The organism is Halobacillus seohaensis (genome assembly GCF_042663045.1).
Taxonomy (GTDB): domain Bacteria; phylum Bacillota; class Bacilli; order Bacillales; family Halobacillaceae; genus Halobacillus_A; species Halobacillus_A seohaensis.
Genome location: NZ_JBHSZV010000033.1, coordinates 52,550 through 68,714 on the forward strand (window position 1 = coordinate 52,550; position 16,165 = coordinate 68,714).

General features: G+C 35.0%; 23 protein-coding genes, 1 tRNA gene and 1 pseudogene. 16 read left to right on the top strand and 9 right to left on the bottom strand.

Features of this window, described 5'->3' with window-relative positions:
- The first annotated feature begins 29 nt into the window (after positions 1 to 29).
- The 3 genes from ACFQIC_RS13385 to ACFQIC_RS13395 are packed head-to-tail and all read left to right on the top strand — an operon-like array spanning position 30 to position 1,609.
- The gene (locus ACFQIC_RS13385) at positions 30 to 347 is read left to right on the top strand and encodes a DUF1360 domain-containing protein (protein ID WP_204710600.1); all 318 of its coding nucleotides are present in this window, start codon (positions 30 to 32) and stop codon (positions 345 to 347) included.
- Between the two features lie 46 nt (positions 348 to 393).
- Complete coding sequence (locus ACFQIC_RS13390; RefSeq protein WP_204710602.1) at positions 394 to 690, top strand: hypothetical protein; 297 nt, start codon at positions 394 to 396, stop codon at positions 688 to 690.
- Positions 691 to 715: 25 nt separating this feature from the next.
- A complete protein-coding gene (locus ACFQIC_RS13395) occupies positions 716 to 1,609 on the top strand; it encodes an MBL fold metallo-hydrolase (protein WP_204710604.1) in 894 nt (297 codons plus the stop codon).
- On the opposite strand, the gene ACFQIC_RS13400 is transcribed toward ACFQIC_RS13395, so the two are convergent.
- The 4 genes from ACFQIC_RS13400 to ACFQIC_RS13415 all read right to left on the bottom strand — a co-directional run bounded on the left by ACFQIC_RS13400 (position 1,591) and on the right by ACFQIC_RS13415 (position 4,069).
- A complete protein-coding gene (locus tag ACFQIC_RS13400; protein WP_204710606.1) occupies positions 1,591 to 2,277 on the bottom strand; it encodes a DUF421 domain-containing protein in 687 nt (228 codons plus the stop codon). The two genes, ACFQIC_RS13395 and ACFQIC_RS13400, sit on opposite strands and share 19 nt — an antisense overlap.
- A 100-nt stretch (positions 2,278 to 2,377) precedes the next feature.
- Complete coding sequence (locus ACFQIC_RS13405; RefSeq protein ID WP_204710608.1) at positions 2,378 to 2,806, bottom strand: GNAT family N-acetyltransferase; 429 nt, start codon at positions 2,804 to 2,806, stop codon at positions 2,378 to 2,380.
- Positions 2,807 to 2,809: 3 nt separating this feature from the next.
- Positions 2,810 to 3,322 carry a YjcG family protein gene (locus tag ACFQIC_RS13410; protein ID WP_204710610.1) on the bottom strand — a complete coding sequence of 171 codons (513 nt, stop codon included), beginning with the start codon at positions 3,320 to 3,322 and terminating at the stop codon, positions 2,810 to 2,812.
- Between the two features lie 15 nt (positions 3,323 to 3,337).
- Positions 3,338 to 4,069, bottom strand: coding sequence for an alpha/beta hydrolase (locus ACFQIC_RS13415; RefSeq protein WP_204710612.1), 732 nt, complete (start codon positions 4,067 to 4,069; stop codon positions 3,338 to 3,340).
- Positions 4,070 to 4,363: 294 nt separating this feature from the next.
- Between ACFQIC_RS13415 and ACFQIC_RS13420 the strand changes: the two genes are divergently transcribed.
- From ACFQIC_RS13420 to ACFQIC_RS13460, 9 genes and pseudogenes are all read left to right on the top strand, one after another.
- Entirely contained in the window at positions 4,364 to 5,029 is a 666-nt protein-coding gene (locus ACFQIC_RS13420) for an AP2/ERF family transcription factor (RefSeq protein WP_390217213.1), read from the top strand.
- Positions 5,030 to 5,160: 131 nt separating this feature from the next.
- Positions 5,161 to 5,307, top strand: coding sequence for a hypothetical protein (locus ACFQIC_RS13425; protein WP_390217215.1), 147 nt, complete (start codon positions 5,161 to 5,163; stop codon positions 5,305 to 5,307).
- Between the two features lie 42 nt (positions 5,308 to 5,349).
- Positions 5,350 to 5,547 (top strand): hypothetical protein, encoded by a 198-nt coding sequence (locus ACFQIC_RS13430; RefSeq protein ID WP_204710618.1) that lies wholly within the window; start codon positions 5,350 to 5,352, stop codon positions 5,545 to 5,547.
- Positions 5,548 to 5,634: 87 nt separating this feature from the next.
- Entirely contained in the window at positions 5,635 to 5,844 is a 210-nt protein-coding gene (locus ACFQIC_RS13435; RefSeq protein ID WP_204710620.1) for a hypothetical protein, read from the top strand.
- A 344-nt stretch (positions 5,845 to 6,188) separates the two neighbouring features.
- Complete coding sequence (locus ACFQIC_RS13440) at positions 6,189 to 6,911, top strand: hypothetical protein (protein WP_204710622.1); 723 nt, start codon at positions 6,189 to 6,191, stop codon at positions 6,909 to 6,911.
- 555 nt (positions 6,912 to 7,466) lie between these two features.
- Complete coding sequence (locus ACFQIC_RS13445; protein WP_204710624.1) at positions 7,467 to 7,853, top strand: hypothetical protein; 387 nt, start codon at positions 7,467 to 7,469, stop codon at positions 7,851 to 7,853.
- Between the two features lie 26 nt (positions 7,854 to 7,879).
- Positions 7,880 to 8,122, top strand: a pseudogene (locus ACFQIC_RS13450) (hypothetical protein); the annotation flags it as partial.
- A 20-nt stretch (positions 8,123 to 8,142) separates the two neighbouring features.
- Positions 8,143 to 8,262 (top strand): hypothetical protein, encoded by a 120-nt coding sequence (locus ACFQIC_RS13455; RefSeq protein WP_390217220.1) that lies wholly within the window; start codon positions 8,143 to 8,145, stop codon positions 8,260 to 8,262.
- A gap of 125 nt (positions 8,263 to 8,387) precedes the next feature.
- Complete coding sequence (locus ACFQIC_RS13460; RefSeq protein ID WP_204710628.1) at positions 8,388 to 9,005, top strand: hypothetical protein; 618 nt, start codon at positions 8,388 to 8,390, stop codon at positions 9,003 to 9,005.
- A gap of 75 nt (positions 9,006 to 9,080) precedes the next feature.
- Here the strand turns inward: ACFQIC_RS13460 and ACFQIC_RS13465 are convergent, their stop codons facing one another.
- Positions 9,081 to 9,491, bottom strand: a complete 411-nt coding sequence (locus ACFQIC_RS13465; protein WP_204710630.1) for a hypothetical protein — start codon at positions 9,489 to 9,491, stop codon at positions 9,081 to 9,083.
- A 418-nt stretch (positions 9,492 to 9,909) separates the two neighbouring features.
- Between ACFQIC_RS13465 and ACFQIC_RS13470 the strand changes: the two genes are divergently transcribed.
- Both ACFQIC_RS13470 and ACFQIC_RS13475 read left to right on the top strand, forming a co-directional pair.
- The gene (locus tag ACFQIC_RS13470) at positions 9,910 to 10,335 is read left to right on the top strand and encodes a stress protein (protein WP_204710631.1); all 426 of its coding nucleotides are present in this window, start codon (positions 9,910 to 9,912) and stop codon (positions 10,333 to 10,335) included.
- Positions 10,336 to 10,608: 273 nt separating this feature from the next.
- A tRNA-Val gene (locus tag ACFQIC_RS13475) sits at positions 10,609 to 10,681 on the top strand.
- Positions 10,682 to 10,711: 30 nt separating this feature from the next.
- On the opposite strand, the gene ACFQIC_RS13480 is transcribed toward ACFQIC_RS13475, so the two are convergent.
- The 4 genes from ACFQIC_RS13480 to ACFQIC_RS13495 all read right to left on the bottom strand — a co-directional run bounded on the left by ACFQIC_RS13480 (position 10,712) and on the right by ACFQIC_RS13495 (position 14,261).
- On the bottom strand, positions 10,712 to 11,965 hold the full coding sequence (locus tag ACFQIC_RS13480; protein ID WP_204710633.1) for a tyrosine-type recombinase/integrase: 1,254 nt from the start codon (positions 11,963 to 11,965) through the stop codon (positions 10,712 to 10,714).
- Positions 11,966 to 11,988: 23 nt separating this feature from the next.
- Complete coding sequence (locus ACFQIC_RS13485) at positions 11,989 to 12,486, bottom strand: ImmA/IrrE family metallo-endopeptidase (RefSeq protein WP_204710634.1); 498 nt, start codon at positions 12,484 to 12,486, stop codon at positions 11,989 to 11,991.
- Between the two features lie 86 nt (positions 12,487 to 12,572).
- Positions 12,573 to 13,277, bottom strand: coding sequence for a hypothetical protein (locus ACFQIC_RS13490; protein ID WP_204710635.1), 705 nt, complete (start codon positions 13,275 to 13,277; stop codon positions 12,573 to 12,575).
- 48 nt (positions 13,278 to 13,325) lie between these two features.
- The gene (locus ACFQIC_RS13495; protein WP_204710636.1) at positions 13,326 to 14,261 is read right to left on the bottom strand and encodes a Kiwa anti-phage protein KwaB-like domain-containing protein; all 936 of its coding nucleotides are present in this window, start codon (positions 14,259 to 14,261) and stop codon (positions 13,326 to 13,328) included.
- A gap of 351 nt (positions 14,262 to 14,612) precedes the next feature.
- On the opposite strand from ACFQIC_RS13495, the gene ACFQIC_RS13500 reads away from it, so the two are divergent.
- On the top strand, positions 14,613 to 15,410 hold the full coding sequence (locus ACFQIC_RS13500; RefSeq protein ID WP_204710637.1) for an adenylosuccinate synthetase: 798 nt from the start codon (positions 14,613 to 14,615) through the stop codon (positions 15,408 to 15,410).
- Positions 15,411 to 15,866 carry a hypothetical protein gene (locus ACFQIC_RS13505; RefSeq protein WP_204710638.1) on the top strand — a complete coding sequence of 152 codons (456 nt, stop codon included), beginning with the start codon at positions 15,411 to 15,413 and terminating at the stop codon, positions 15,864 to 15,866.
- Positions 15,867 to 16,165: the final 299 nt, after the last annotated feature.

The following is a 16,165-nucleotide window of genomic DNA, read 5'->3' on the forward strand; positions in this document are numbered from 1 at the left end:
TTTCTTATTTAAAATAGGAGCGTGAACTTATGGTTGGATTGATGGAACTTTTGTTACTTAGCTTTGCTTGTTTTCGATTAACCCGACTTGTCGTAGATGATCTTATTTTTGAACCAATACGCGCAAGGTTTTTTCAAATCATAATAAAAGATGAGGAAGAGTGGTTAGAATCAAAAGGAATTATTGGAGAATTACTTAGCTGTCATTGGTGTGTAGGGGTTTGGGCGGCCATTCTTGTCGTATTCCTTCATATATATGTACCTTATAGTGACCTGTTCATTCTTATTATGGCTTTAGCTGGGATTCAATCGATTATTTATGAATGGAGTGTACCTAAAGAGGAATAATTACCATCAATAACGGGTATGGATAACTAAAGAGGAGGAGAGTACCATGGGTTATGTTCTTCCAGTTACAAATTATCAGTATCAGGATTACCATAAACGTGTGACACCAGACCAACGTTCTCCATTTATTCTTGACCCCGTCTTTAAAGTAACGCTCGACCATAAATTAAAAGAACATTATAATCCTAGAGAACAAAAGCAAAAAGGGTCCCAGCATCTCAGAAAAAATTTACACACTCCTCAAACCATGTATTATAAAAAGCAGGAGGATCTTACGGAAGATGAACAATCAGCTTACTCTAAAATAACAGGAAAAGGACAACGATTTAGCGAGTCCATTTAGCGCACTATTTTATAGGGGATATGTTATGTCATTTATTCAAATCAATTCTCATTGTTATTATTATGAAAGTGTCGTCAATATTGGTTATGTTACGGATGGAGAAAGCGGATTAATTATTGATACAGGTATCGACCGCTCTTCAGTGAAAAAGGTGGAGAAGGAGCTTCGTAAGTTGGAGCTTCCGATCACACACCTGTTTATTTCCCATGCGCACGCAGACCATTATGGCGGTGCATCCTACTTACAAGACAGCTATGACATCCATACTTTAGCCCCGGTTTTTGAGGAAGCGATTTTACAAAATCCGAGTCTTGAACCGCTTTATTTATTTGGTGGAAATGATCCTTTGCCTGAATTAAATAATAAATTCCTGCAAGGTCCCAAGATGAGAGTGGATAAAGTAGTGGAAGAGGGAGAGTTCACTGCAGGTTCTTTGAATTTGTATGCTATAGCGACACCTGGCCATAGTTACCATCAACTTTCCTTGCTTGCTTACGACACCTTATATGCGGCGGATGCTTACTTTAGTGTAGAACAATTACAAAAACATAGGATTCCTTATATTACAGATGCCGATCAAACCATTAAAAGCTTACATAACTTACTCAAGGTTTCCTGTAATGGGGCATTACCTGGACATGGCATCTATGAATTGGACTTTCACGAAACCTTACGAGCTAATATCGAGTATCATGAACAACTGCTTGCATGGCTCTTAGAAAAGGTACAAGGTGAAATGAGTCATGAAACGATCGTGGCGTGTATGTGTAAGGAATTCCGGATTAAAGCAGATCAACTTTCCCAGTGGCTGCTTTATCGCACGGCTGTCACGGCTTATTTAATCGGCTTAATCAAACGAAAAAAAATCACCCACCAAGTGAGTGATTATAAATGGATGTTCTACTCGGCTCTTCCATAACCCATGACAAAGAGCTGTTCTCCCGGTGTATATTCTCCGATAAACACATCTTCAATGTCATCATAGTTTTGGGTGTGTAGCTCGGCTATTAACCAGTTTTTATCATATCCAAGTTCATTTAAATTGTCCCAAAGTACTTCACCATCACTAATTAGTACTCTTGGAAGTGCAACCGGAGGGAGCGGGAGATTCATATCTCCTCGAGTAGGTGTTACGGAAGCTGATTTCTTCATAACCGAAATAGTTCCATCAGTTTCTAGCACAGCAAATTGAACATCTTTAATCGAAAACACATCTTTGGAGCGTAACAAGTGCTGTAATTGATTGATATCCAACTTACTACTCTTTAATTGCTCATAATCGATTTGACCTTGATTAATAACAATCGAAGGGCTTCCCTCCAAAAGTTTTCGTGACCCTTTAAATTTTTCTGTGAAAGTTTCAGTTACAAATATGAGCAAACCCCAAAGGAAAACGGCGAAAGCAATTTGACCAATACCTACTTCTTTATCGTATAAAGCATTACCTACTAATTCTCCTAGTACGAGTGCGGCGATAAAGTCAAAGGCAGTAATTTGAGTGATCTGTGATTTCCCTAAAACTTTTGTTAGAACGAACAGGGCACCAAACCCAAACAATGACTCAATTCCTATCCGTAAATAATCCATAATATCCCCACATCCCCAATGTATTGTCTTTAAGCATTGTAGACGAGTAGAGATGATTTTATACAAAAAACCTGCCCAATGTAGGCAGGTTTTTGTAATTTTATAGAGTTTTAATCATGGTCACATGAGGGATGCCAGCATCGATAAATTCATCTGACACCGTTTCATAACCTAGACTTTGGTAAAATCCTTCCGCATGAGTTTGTGAATTTAGTTTAGCTTTATAATAGCCAGTAGCTTTTGTCACATTTTCCATGTGCTGTATTACTTGTTTACCTAACGTTAAACCACGACGAGATTTCACTACACAAATGCGTTCAAACTTCCCATAGTCGTCCACGAAACGAAGCCTAGAAGCAATCAACGGCTGTTCATCTACATAACCGACGATATGTGTCGCGGTTTCATCAAGAGCATCACGTTCATCATCAATCGATACGTTTTGTTCGTTGACGAACACCGCTTCACGAACGGCAAAAGCATCTTTTATTTCTGACTCAGTTTTGGCTGTTCGAATATCAACATTCATCGATTATTCTCCGAATCTGAAGGTTTCATAAACGCTCCACGTTCCATTCTCAAGTTGATAAAGCAACTGAAAGCGATCGATTTTTTCTTCCAAATCGAACTTCAGCATTTGTAATCTACCATACACATCTGAGAACTCTTCGTCCGAAAGCTTCTGAGCAATGGTAATATGAGGGACGAATGAGTACTCTTTATTGTCAGGCAAAACACCTTCATGTAGCTTTTCATTTAAGGAAACAATCTCTTCCGAAGGATTTACTTTTAAATAAATTGTATTAGTCGCTGGTGAAAAAGAGCTGACCTTATTAATATTAAATTTAAACGGTTTGGAATGTTTAGCAATTCTTTTCAGTTCAGGAATGATCTCGTTATCGATTTGACTATCTTCCGCTTCAAAAGGTTCTTTAACTGTAATGTGTGGTGGAATTAACGCGTAATGCGGGTCATAACGTTTTCTGTAAGAATTCGCCTCATCCTGTATTCGTTTCGGTGGAAATACTGCAATTCCATATCTCATTTTTCTATGACCTCCTTAGTCTTCATTCGCAAAAATCGTTTGTAAAGCACGTTTGAAATCCTTTTGCCAGGATCCCCACGTGTGACCCCCGTTTAATTTATGAAAAATATAGCTGAGGGGTTGTTCTTCTAAGTAACGACTTAACTGTAAGTTGGGTGCCAAAAAATCTCTTTGAGTCCCGTCCGTTGTTGTGACGTCCGTTTCTTGATCCCCAATTGTATGGTAAATCGTTAAAGACGAAAGATCCTTAATAGAATGAGTATATTCAAGAACGTGATCATCTACGTAAGGACTTTGCATAATCACATTACCAAAAATATTCGGAAACCTCGCCGCCGTCATCAAAGCCAGCGTGCCAGCCAATGAATCACCAACAAGCGTCCGACCTTTTCCCATACTATAACCCGGCAATTCTTTATCCAAGAAAGGCACAACCTCCCGCACAAGAAAATTCACATAATCTCCTTGCTTTTTCCCATCTGGATGATATTTTTCCTGTCTGTCATACTTATCATTATAATGAATACCTATAAATATCGTGTTTTCAATCTCATCTTCCGAATGAAGCTGATCACTAAGTGTAGCGGCTCGCCCCATTTGAAAATAATCATTGCCATCTTGCATAATACAGAAATGATACTTGTAAAGTGGAGAGAAATTCTCAGGTGTGTAAACCGTTAAAGTCATATCCTCATCCAAATAGCGACTTGATATTGTGTAGTCGTGCATGTTTCCTTTACGTCCCATTGCCAACCTCCTGACGTCCGACCATTGCTGATAAATTCCCGCATGACAGGATTCCTAATTGTTTCAACCCTATTTTATCATATAATTGTCAAAAAAGTAGAACAGTTGAATGCATCCTCATATATAAAGTAATTCGACAAGATGAGGGAAAAAGTGAAAAAATTGTTGAAATACGTTGACAATAGTCGTGGATCATTGTATATTTATAATTGTTCGCTACATAGTGAAGTAATACATAAATGATTCCGTAGCTCAACTGGGAGAGCGCCACCTTGACAGGCCTCTTGGAATCTAATGGACAATTTATACTTATACAATGATAGGGGAACTGTGTTAGATACTATTCTAATGCGGTTCCCTTTTTATAAGGGAGTTACAAAGGTTGATGCAGACGATTACATAAAGCTGGAGTTATATAAGTATCGTTGGCTTCAGACAAAAAATCAATATGTTTACGCCAGAGATTCTGACAATAAAAAAAACATTCACTTGCATAGGCTTATTTTAAGGTTAAGTGATGAGGATAAACGTTGGGGAGATCATATTGAACATGACACTTTAGATAATCGTAAGAGTGAACTTAGATCAGTAGAGCCTAAACACAATAATTATAATAGAAGAAAAAATAAAACACAGAAATACAAAGGTGTATCTGATAAACGTGGAAAACATAGAGCGCAAATACGTATCAATAAGAAGAAAGAACATTTTGGGTCTTGGAAAACTGAAGAATTAGCTGCATATGCCTATGACTGTATTGCCAATAAGGTATATGGCCAATTTGCACATACGAATAATGTTGATTACATATTGTCTGAAACAGATAAAAAGATAGTAGAAGAGTATGCGGCTGCTAAGTTAGATAAATTAAAAAATGAAGAAGAATCAGAGCAAATTGAGTTGAAGAATACGTTTATAGGCAGTTTGATTCTTAATGAAACATACATAGAACATAGGTAGTATATATATCATACATAGAACAATTATCATCAAATAATACATAATTTTTTATAATATGGCAAGATTATACATCCCTCTTAAAGAAAGTAGTATTAAGGTATAGAAGGGATGTGTATTTTATGTCTATAGGAATGTCATGGAATGAAGTTAAAAGGTATATTAAAAGAAAAGGTTCTGATGTGGATGATGACACGGCTAAGGCCGTAGCTAAAGCTATTGAAGAAAATAATAGCAAACTTGAGAGCGATATTAAGAGTATGATTAGAAGAGAGATGTAGCTTCCCTTTAGAGTAAACACTACTCTGAAGGGGGGTGAATAAATGAATGATCAGGATAATAAAGAATTAATTGAAGCTCTTAACAAACACTCAGAAGCACTAGAGCAATACAATAGTCTAGCCATGTACAGTGGATCAGATAAAGTTTTAATTGATTACACAGAGTTGTTACGCAACATAACTAACAAGTTAGAAAATATTGAGAGTAAGTTACCGAATAAGTCCGTCGGAAAATACTAATTACCAAGGCATCAGTACATTTGTGTGTTGGTGTCTTTTTTATATGGCATAATCCTGCCTTTTATCGAATAAGTTCGATGGGAGGAGGTGTTTAATATAGGAGAAGATATTATTTACAAATTAGAAGGTGCTATCGATAGTGCTAATAAAGTTAATGAGAGGGTAGATGAGAGATTGTCAGAGATTGATTCGCAATATTGGGCGAATTATAAAAATCATGAGATTAGAGATATGTTTGAAAAGCATTTAAGAGAGCTTGAGAACATCAGACAAGAGATCTATGAAGGTTTTTACTGAGCACTCTATACAGGGTGCTTTTTTATTATGTAAGGCAGCGATCAAAAAGATCACCGCCTTTCTAAGGATTAATTACGTGTAGAGCGATAATGTTCTTTCACAGTCTTACCATTACGTTTATGAGTTGGTACATGTACTTTTTTCTTACCACCTTTAGTCATTGCCATTACTATCACCTCGCTTTCTATAGATCTAACATACCACATCCACAGAGGACTAATCAACATATTGTGCGAACTAAAAATACGAACATACTATATATAGGTTTATTTAACCTCGAACCCATGATACAATTATTGTATTGATAGGGAGGGGTTATTATTAGATATGAGACTGGCGTTGTTTTGAAATTTATTGAAAAGCAATGGGTTGATTCTACATTGAAAGGTAATCTATTCTTCAACATAGCAAAATATTATATAGAGTTAGAGAAGATTAATGGTAAAGGGATCGGTGATTCAAAGGAAGGGTCTTTTAGTAAATATATAAATCCTAAAAATGAACAAATGTATATATCCTTAGATGAGAAGAAATGGCATGAAATACCCTTTGAGAAGGCATGTTCTCATACACGGATGGAGCATTTAGATAATACTCCAATGTGCTGTTTTGTTTTTCTTAGTCATAAAAAAGACTTTGTGTATGACGGTGAGATGTATGTTTTAAAAGAGAATGTTGCTGATGAGCTGTTAGAAGAGTTTGGTAATCATGAGGTGTTTATTGTGGCTAAGCCAAAAGAGTTCTTTAATAAGATCCACAGTTATGCAAATGATAATGGGTTTAAATCTTTTGAAGGTGTTGTCCAATACTATGATCCGATGAAAGAAGATTTTCCAATGACTTTAAGTGAGTATCGAATTAAACCTTTAAAAGCGTTTTTGTATAAAAGGACTGAATTTAAGAACCAAAGAGAAGTCAGAGTGGTATTTAATACTTCTTGGGGAAAAGGTAGGACGATTTATTTAGGTAATCTAGAAGGGCATTTATCTAAATTAAGTAAAGAAGAATTAATAGGTATGAATTCAGAAAAAGAAGTTATTGAAGATTTTATTAAGAGCTACTCATGATGAGTGGCTTTTTTTTATGTCCAAATTTAAGTGATAGAGACAACAATGGAATGAGTGTTAATGATATCGTTAAACTTACTGGTATTCCAAGATCAACTATATATGCTAAGACAAAGGCTACTCAATAACGAGTGGTCTTTTTTATTGTAGAAATTTAGGGGGGGCGTATTCGGAAACCTTAGTACAGATATCTTTTCAACTGTGTTTAAGTATAAACGGTATACGGTTGTATGTTCGCCTATCGGTTCTATAATTTCCGTATTTACGTCCCCTCATTGATGAGGTTGAAGATATGCTCTCAACCATACAACGATTAGTAAATTCAAGTTGATTATTGTTACAAATATACTTTTTATTATTAGGCTCAAGTAATGTACCAAATGTGTGTTCAATAAAAGGATTATCCATAATTGCATCTTTGATTTGTTTAACAAACTTTTGAGCCGTTGAATTGAATGTGCAATTTTAGACGATTATCAAGACGAAAGTGATACATCTTCTTTAGAAGCAAGAGATCGTAAATGGAAAAGGTTTAGTGATGATGTTTCATACGCTATGCAGAAAAATAATTCTACTATTATAGGTTTAGGTACTCTACAACATCCAGAAGACTTCTATTCTAAGCTACTCAAATTGCCAACTTGGAAAGGAAGAGTTGAAAAGGGTGTATTAGTGGATGATTTAGAAGCATTGTTTACTACTGGCCATTGGGGAGAAATCGAAAATATTTTCAAAGGTAAAGATGATAACAAATTAGAAAAGGCAAAGGATTATTACTCTAATCATTATGATGAAATGCAATATCCATTGCTATGGGAAAGTTATTGGGATTGTTTCGATATGGCTGTTCAATATTTTGAAGATCCATCTTCTTTTGAACAAGAAATACAATCTGTTATCCGTTCAAAAGGACAAAAGAGGTTTAAAATCAACCATTTGTGATTAGTCAGGCATATTCAGAGTATCGTATTGAGTCTAAGGTAAACGACCTACGCTTTTACAAATCAGCCTCATGGAATGATAAGGATAGGGCAGGATCAGTTAATAAAGGTTCAGGCTTTCCTACAGTCCTATCTAAGTTAAAAGTTGATGGTGGGGAACAGTATAAGGTTAAGAATTCCGATGGCAACACGTATTACATAACTGCTCATGAAAAGTATGTGAATCTCATTAAAGAAGAGGATGATAAGCTTATTATGCAGATAGTATAAAAAAAGTAAAAGAAGCAGGGATTTTTCAAGGAAAGCCTGATGGTAATTTTGGTGTAGGTGAGCCTTTAACCAGAGAACAATCAGCTATCGTTGCTGCTAAGATATTAGATTATGTCGATAAGCATTATAAAAGTAAATAATTTAAGCCCTGTATTTTCTTTTTGGGAGTATGGGGCTTTTTTTTGTTTTCACAGTAAAAACAGTTCATTAGGTGCAGGGATATTAGGATATTTGTAGAATATTGGAATTATGGGAGGATTGTGGTATGAGAAAACTGATTGGATTAATAATAATGATTCTTTTGATAGGTTGTTCAGAAGGTGAATCAACAAGTGCTGGAAATATGAGTGAGGGAGAGTATGGAGAAAAACTAAAAGAAGTTTCTACTGAAATTCTTCAAACTAGTACAATAGCGGAAGAAATGTTAAATGTATATTCAGAATTGTGGAGTTTGAACATAGAAACTGACATTGATGTGGATATGCTGGCTAAAGTGTTAGATATCACTAATACAGAAGTAGGAATTAATTTTGAAAATGAAGTCGTTGGTTATAGGGTAATCTCAAATAAAGGTAACTTTGATAATATAATAAATCAATTAGAAGATTATTATTCTGAAGAAGGAGATATAGATGAGCTGCAAGCTAGTTCAAACGATATAAAAGAAAAAATAAAGTCTTTAAATGATCCTCCTGAGGAATTTCAGAAGGCTTATGATGAGACAGTAGAGCTTTATACAATATACAAAGAGTATATAAGTCTTGCCAAGAGTCCAGACGGTTCATTATTAACTTTCAATGAGAAACGTAGAGAGCTGTCCTCAGATATTGTGAGTAAAATTGATAAGATTGATGTTCTTATACCAAATACGGAAATAGAATGATACTTATATAGAAATAACCAAGCCCTGCATTAGGAAGTGTAGGGCTATTTTTCGTTTTAGTAGAAAGAATTTATTCTATTTAAGCCTATTTTTTATTTCATTAAGATCAATTTTGGGTTTACCTATATTGCTTAATGTTTTCCCATATTTTTTTTGTGCTTTATCATGGTCTCTCTTGGATTTAAGATAAGATTTTTTTTCATAACATCTCAACTTACCACCATTCTCTAATCTCTCCTTTAATTGTAAGAATTCATAGAGATTCAGTGTTTCACCTTTTGCCATTCTTTTGTGTTTTCTAAAGAATATTTGAGTCGTTCTATACCAACGTTTCCCTTTTTTATTGGATAACTTAACAATTGCAACAACTATTCTATTTGCATAAGTGAAGAGAAATGAACTGACCACAGTGATCACAATAACGTCTATTGCCCGTAGTTCTTTAACTAATAAGTACTCTTTAATGGATTCAAACCATTCGACCATTTGTAACACCCCTCATCACTTGATTTCTATTTTTACTTTAAAACATGGTATAATTTTACCATATTCCACTAAATAAGGTGTATCTTATTAGGAAAATAGAAATTTGAGGATTTAAGCGATTATGAACGAGTTTTACTAATTTAGTAGTTGATAAAAATACAATTCATGTTATTATAGCTTCTTACACTGCATATGCGAATAATAAACAGAGATAGAGACATTAGAGACGATTGACTGAAATATAGGTATAGGTAGTGGCTAGCCCTTTGTCATTAAATTGATGGAGGGCTATTTTTCACTTGACCACCCTATACTTAATGCCTTTTCATCATTATATTGGTGAAGGGGTTATTTCCTTTATTTACAGTCATTTCCATGTTATTGTATGAGTATAAAATACTATAAAGGAGAGGATTGTTTGAAGAAGTTGTTATTTGTTCTATTTGCGTTATCACTAGGAGTGTTAGTGGCTTGCAGTAGTACAGATGTTTCGAATGATTCAATTACTGTTGATGGTGCTATCAAAGCATTTCAAGATGCAGGATTAGAGGCTGAGAATGCTACTGAAATGACAAAAGATGATTATGGTATGGCTCCTATGAAGTCAGAAGAGGGTAAGCGTTTCTTAGTCCCATCGATTGAAGAAGGTGCTGGTGGTCGTATCTTTTCATTTGAAAAAGAAGAAGACTTGGATCAAATGAAAGAATACTACGATTCATTAGGTGAAGAATCAGCCATTTTCTTTAGTTGGACGATTAAGCATGAGAATATCTTGGTACAAATTAATGGGGATTTACCAGAAGAGAAGTATGAGGAATACAAAACAACCCTTGAATCATTGTAAGTAAAATTTAGACCTTTCATTGAAATGTGAGAGGTTTATATTTTAGATATTTTTTTGCAGTAAAACAGCATCGGCTATTGCAAGGTAACGCCCCTAAAGGTATAATTGTGTATATTATCAATAGAAATCACTTATCTTAACTTAAAAATGAATAGTATCTAACAGTGACCACGGTTGTCGAAAAAGTGAAAAAATTGTTGAAATACGTTGACAATAGTCGTGGATCATTGTATATTTATAATTGTTCGCTACATAGTGAAGTAATACATAAATGATTCCGTAGCTCAGCTGGGAGAGCGCCACCTTGACAGGGTGGAAGTCGTTGGTTCGAGCCCAATCGGAATCATCATACAAAGTGCCGGAGTGGCGCGGTTTCCTAACTAGGGGAGGCCGCGTCACTTCTTTTATTTTTCAGTACTTGTTGCCGAGTTGTTGCCGATATTTTTATTAAACCTTCTTTTCGCTTTGTGAATAGACTATCGATTTTGTTAGCTGCTTCCTGATCGGCTGCTTCTAAAACATGTCCGTAAGTATCCATTGTGATACGAATATCAGCATGTCCTAATCGTTCAGAAATTACTTTTGCATGAACACCCTGATTAATTAACATAGTAGCCGATGTGTGCCTGAGATCATGTAAGCGAATATAGCGTATATCTTTTCTCTTGGTAAAACGTCTCCACCATGTTGTCGGAGTCGTAGGAAAGAAGTGGGTGCCATCTTCATTACAGAAAAGCCATGAGTGATCATTTTCTTGCCAGTAGTCTCCAGCCTTCATTTTTAACCTAAGGTTTTCCGTGTAGAGTTTTTTAACTAGGACCATTACAGACGTAGGCACTGTTACAACTCTTGTAGAGGTAAAGGACTTAGGATCTTTAATCAGTGCTCTTCCTTTTTCTCCTCTGACAATCGACTGCTCAATGAGTATCTGGCTTTTATCCCAGTCGATTTTGTCCGCTTCTAACGCAAGGTTCTCTCCTCGACGGAAGCTGCATGCTAATGCAAGAGATATGAATACTTGCCATCTCAAGGGTTCGGCACTCATTTCCTCGAAGATTTGTTTCACTTCTTCTTCAGTATAAACATGATCTTTAACTTTCCTTTTTCCGCCTTTCGGTCGCTTAACAGTGGCAACAGGGTTTTTGCTCACTAATTCCCACTCGAATGCTCTTTCCATGACGTTTCTAAACACTCGATAAACGTATTGGATAGTACCGTTTGAGAGCTGCTCGCTACTTTTTAAATCACTGATAAAATTCACCACATGCATGGTTTTTATTTGTTCAACTCTTTGTTTTCCGAAGCGAGGGAGAATGTGGTTTTTTAAATGAGTTAGATAAACTTCTAATGTCTGAGCACCGAGATTCTCTTTAGCATATTTAGCATTCCAATCTTCTACAAATTCCTCAAGTGTTCTCCTCCCTGGAGTGATATACTCTCCAGCCTCAACTTCCATTTGGAACTTAATCAATTCAGTATTTAGATGATCATGAAGCTTTTTCTTTGTTTTAAGCAATTTTTCATCCACTGAAACTGTTTTAGTTTTTCTCTTTCGGTTACCATTGCTGTTGTATCCTGTTTCTACAGTTAATAGAAATGTTTTTTCTCCTCGTTGTCTATAATGAGCCAATCGGTCCACCTCCTGTTTTTAGCTTAATGATAATACAGAAAACTCTTGGTACAATCTGAACGCCTCTTAATTTGCTCCAGACGTTCCTGACACAATTCATAAGACACCTTAAAGTCATGTGCCCATAGATCAAGCAGCTCAGGATCATCAAGGTCATAGCGTTTGATCATGTGATAGGGGAGAGCAGAATAAAGTGTGAAATGTCTCGCATCTCGCTCCTGCAGCTCTCTAAAAGCGTCCAGCATCATTGTCTGTTTACCTACATGCCGAATAGCATGACACAGCTCATGGAAGAACTGCTCACGCTGAGTAACATCATCTAGAGTGGAGTTAAGAACAATTTCTCGGTATCGTCCAAACCGTGCATATCTTGTTTCAAAAGGCTTGTAATGAATGAAGATTTCATATTTCATCGCTATTTTATTAAGGTTTAAATCAGCTGGTTGTTGACACTTGTGCTTTATGTACCAATTGGATACCCAGTCTTCTAGTGCTGTTGTTGTGTATTGTGGAAATTTCATACTATCACCATCCTTGATAACATTATACGAACATATGTTCTCATTTTGCAAATAAAAAGCGCACTTTCTCTTGTTGAAAGTGCGCTTTAATGAAGTGAAATTAATAATTCTAATATTTTTTCAAAAGTAAGATTTGTATTTAGTTTTATCAAAAATCCAATAGCTACGATAAGTAATACCATAAGAAAGGTTATTATCGATTTAATTTTCGTAACAAAAGCGCTATAGGAATCTATTTGTGCATAAAAATTATGCAATATTCTACATATAATCTTACGTTCATTCTGAAGTTCTTCCTTTCTTGAGTCAGTTATCAAGATAACGTCCTGGCCAGGAGTTTTTGCTTCATAAATATCAAAGCTTATATAAACAAGTAAATTAGTGGTGATGTTCTTGGTTCTGAACAAGAATATAGTGAGTAGTATGAAAATGAAAATCATTTCGACTAATAAATAAAGCAAAGGTTCGTTACTAGAAAAATTAAATGTGAAAAAAGGAAGTAAAAAAAGTGCAAAGAAATTGTTTAAGTTTTCTGCTAGCTTATTAGAGGTTACTTCTCTAAGAATCTTTCGGTTTTTTTCTTTTGTTGAATTTCTTTTAACATTAAAGTATAGCGAATAAAAAAAGGACAGATTGATAATTAGCGATAGCAAAATTAAGGCTAGTATAAAGTTGATGTTTTCTGGCTGCCCTCCATACAGATTTCTAATCAGCAGAATAATAAACAGAGGTAATTCGGCTCCGATTAAATAAGTAAAATAGAATATAAAAGCAAGATACTTGTTTAACATAACACCCCCACCTTTTTAATTATCATAACATACGCAAGAACGTACGTTCTATAATTTTCCGTGTGCCTGGTAAGTGGAGAATGTTACAAAATCTTTAGTTAAATTAAATCCAGATCTGTAAGAAAGGATTCGATTAAGAATAGTAATACCTTTTTCATCCTCAATTTCAAATTGGTTGTTTGACTTGTCAAATTTAATATCCAAGTCCAATTGATCACAAATATCTTCCAAAGTACCTTCGTTTGTTTTAATAAAGTTTTTTACATTATCCGTATCAATCTTTATAATACTTTGCATATTGTAATGCTTCTTATACTTATCGCGGTATTCAGATAAATTACTAACAATACCCTCTCTCTCGAGATGATTCACTACATTATCTCTTACCTCTTCTAGTTTTTCCCAATATTTGAAAAGTTGATGGAATTCTGTTTTATCATAAATGTAATAATCACCATAATATAAACATGTAATTTTGTCTTTAAAAACATATAAGCGATCTTTGTCAATTTTCTTAAAGTCTTCTTGACTTTGCAGCCAGTAAATTTTTTTTAGAAGTTCGGGTTTACTGTGCTTTGTAAAGATTAGAATCTCTTCTTCACCATATTTAAATATATGCACTACAAAGTCAATCTTGTCTGGTTTTTGTAGTCTTTCTGCGTTTACAATTCCAAAGTTTGGATTTGCATGTTCTCCTTCCTCAGTATCTGGATATAAAAAATTCATGAAGGTTTCATGCTGAATTAATAGTGTCTTATCAAATTTCAAAATAGTTCTTTCGTTTGGATACTCAGGGTCATAGTCATCAACTGCATAGTCTAACTTTTTTTTGAGGTTAGTTACTATATAATTTACTATCTCGTCAGGAATAGAAACAGTAGATGCGGATATTTCATCGCCTTTTGTATTGTATTTACATGTAAGTGAATTTTTATATTCTAATGAATCAATTACATCTTCAGAAATAATTTCATTTAGTTCCATAATAGATAAATCCTCCTGGAGCACAGTAGTTATAGTGTTAAAGTCCCTTTCCGGGAATTATTTCAATGGTCTTTGAACCTATTTCGACAAAAGATGCGTGATTCCTTCCTCATAAGAATGAAAATTAAATAAAACGCATTCAGGCCATTATAACTGAGATTAATTAACTATTCCTAGCAAGAGAATTAATAACGTTTCGTTGTACAAGTGAGCCTCTATGGGTTTGTATGTTAAATTCCTTTTTTATCCCATGCTACACATAAAAATGTAACAAATAGTAAATTGTAGAGGTGTTTTGTCCTTAAATATAGAAATTGTAAGTTGTAAAGTTCTGGGAGGTGCTAAGTCTTTATGAGTGTAAACATAATTTTTGGTGGCAATGCAGGATCTGAAGGAAAGGGTAAATTTGCTGGATTTTTAGCAAAAAAAAATCAATATAATCACGTGATTTCCAATTTCTTCCCTAATGCAGGACATACTTGGGTTAGTAAAAACGGTACCAAAATAATAACGAGGTTGTTGCCTAGCTCGTTGGTTAATGAGAATACTCAACTTTATATAGGGCCTGGTGCATGTTTGGATATGGAAGTGTTAATGGATGAGATTCGAGTTGTTGAGGAGGAAGGATTCAATGTTACAAACAGACTTCATATTCATCCTAGAGCTGCAATAATAGATGATTCGCATATTGAAATGGAGAAAAAACAAAAATTAGAGAGAATAGGGTCCACTCTCAAAGGTGGTAGTGCAGGGATAGCTTTAAAGGCAATGCGATCAGAAAGTCAAAAACTAGCTAAAGATGAAGAAAGTCTGTCTAGTTACATTTATAACACTGAAATGTTGTTAAAAGAGGCGATGACTAGAGGAGAATCTATATTAATAGAAGGTGCTCAAGGTTTTGAGCTAGATATAAATTATGGATATAAATATCCTTATACTACTTCAAGACAAACTACACCTTCACAATTATTAGCTGACTGTGGTCTTCCAGTTAAAGCGGTTAAAAATATTTATTGTGTCTTACGTCCATACCCAATAAGAGTGGCAGACCCAGAAAAAGAAGGAGAGACATCAGGGGCATTAGCTGGAAAAGAAATAAAGTGGTCAGAAGTTGAAGAAAGAGCTGGAGCCCCGGGTGAGGTGCATTAAATGAGTCCTGAGAATAATATAGGGAAAATCGCTAAAGCATTAGAAAAATATTTTAATCCAACAAAAGGGGAGATGGATGTTAAAAGCCGCCCTGTGCTAGTAATAGGATGCGAGGATAACTATACTTCACCCCATCATGTAGACTATGAATTATTGCCGATTTCAAAACTTAATAATACTACTCCTGATGAAGATTATGACTATCTAATTGATGGAAAGAAACAGGAAAAGCTAGGTTTACATGCACCTAGCTACATAAGATCTAATAAAACTACTTGGACGCACTCGAAACAAATGAGATTAAAAGGTATGGGTAACTTAAAAGAAACATATCCGGAGTCATTTAATGCAATACTTACTGCCAATCATAAATGGGTGGAAAATCGAAACTTTAGCCACGCTGCTACAGAAAGTGACCTTTCAGATGAGGCAGCTTCTGATCAAAAAGACAGATAATCAAAAAGTCCTGACAGTAAGGGCTTTTTATTTTGGTTGAAAATTGACTGAATTGAAATTGATAAAGAAATATAATGATAGATAAAACGCTGTCGTAATATTTTGTTCATACCAGTTATAAGCGCGAAAACAGACATAGAAAAACAAAGAATTGCGAACCTCAACGTTTTCCTAAACCATGTAGCCTTGTCAACGTGGATAAAGACTTTAAAAGTTGTTCTATAGAATCATGGGAGTAAGCGCAAAATAACCCCCACCTATGAAAAGATGAGGGTTTGTTCTATGATGGAATTACTTCT

Bases quoted from the DNA above. Each gene is read 5' to 3' on its own strand.
- ACFQIC_RS13415 (WP_204710612.1), bottom strand. From the start codon at position 4,069: ATGGGACGTAAAGGAAACATGCACGACTACACAATATCAAGTCGCTAT.
- ACFQIC_RS13405 (WP_204710608.1), bottom strand. From the start codon at position 2,806: ATGAATGTTGATATTCGAACAGCCAAAACTGAGTCAGAAATAAAAGAT.
- ACFQIC_RS13395 (WP_204710604.1), top strand. From the start codon at position 716: ATGTCATTTATTCAAATCAATTCTCATTGTTATTATTATGAAAGTGTC.
- ACFQIC_RS13505 (WP_204710638.1), top strand. From the start codon at position 15,411: ATGAGTCCTGAGAATAATATAGGGAAAATCGCTAAAGCATTAGAAAAA.
- ACFQIC_RS13490 (WP_204710635.1), bottom strand. From the start codon at position 13,277: ATGTTAAACAAGTATCTTGCTTTTATATTCTATTTTACTTATTTAATC.
- ACFQIC_RS13400 (WP_204710606.1), bottom strand. From the start codon at position 2,277: ATGGATTATTTACGGATAGGAATTGAGTCATTGTTTGGGTTTGGTGCC.
- ACFQIC_RS13425 (WP_390217215.1), top strand. From the start codon at position 5,161: ATGTCATGGAATGAAGTTAAAAGGTATATTAAAAGAAAAGGTTCTGAT.
- ACFQIC_RS13485 (WP_204710634.1), bottom strand. From the start codon at position 12,486: ATGAAATTTCCACAATACACAACAACAGCACTAGAAGACTGGGTATCC.
- ACFQIC_RS13460 (WP_204710628.1), top strand. From the start codon at position 8,388: ATGAGAAAACTGATTGGATTAATAATAATGATTCTTTTGATAGGTTGT.
- ACFQIC_RS13420 (WP_390217213.1), top strand. From the start codon at position 4,364: ATGGACAATTTATACTTATACAATGATAGGGGAACTGTGTTAGATACT.
- ACFQIC_RS13465 (WP_204710630.1), bottom strand. From the start codon at position 9,491: ATGGTCGAATGGTTTGAATCCATTAAAGAGTACTTATTAGTTAAAGAA.
- ACFQIC_RS13500 (WP_204710637.1), top strand. From the start codon at position 14,613: ATGAGTGTAAACATAATTTTTGGTGGCAATGCAGGATCTGAAGGAAAG.
- ACFQIC_RS13495 (WP_204710636.1), bottom strand. From the start codon at position 14,261: ATGGAACTAAATGAAATTATTTCTGAAGATGTAATTGATTCATTAGAA.
- ACFQIC_RS13430 (WP_204710618.1), top strand. From the start codon at position 5,350: ATGAATGATCAGGATAATAAAGAATTAATTGAAGCTCTTAACAAACAC.
- ACFQIC_RS13410 (WP_204710610.1), bottom strand. From the start codon at position 3,322: ATGAGATATGGAATTGCAGTATTTCCACCGAAACGAATACAGGATGAG.
- ACFQIC_RS13445 (WP_204710624.1), top strand. From the start codon at position 7,467: ATGCAGAAAAATAATTCTACTATTATAGGTTTAGGTACTCTACAACAT.
- ACFQIC_RS13385 (WP_204710600.1), top strand. From the start codon at position 30: ATGGTTGGATTGATGGAACTTTTGTTACTTAGCTTTGCTTGTTTTCGA.
- ACFQIC_RS13390 (WP_204710602.1), top strand. From the start codon at position 394: ATGGGTTATGTTCTTCCAGTTACAAATTATCAGTATCAGGATTACCAT.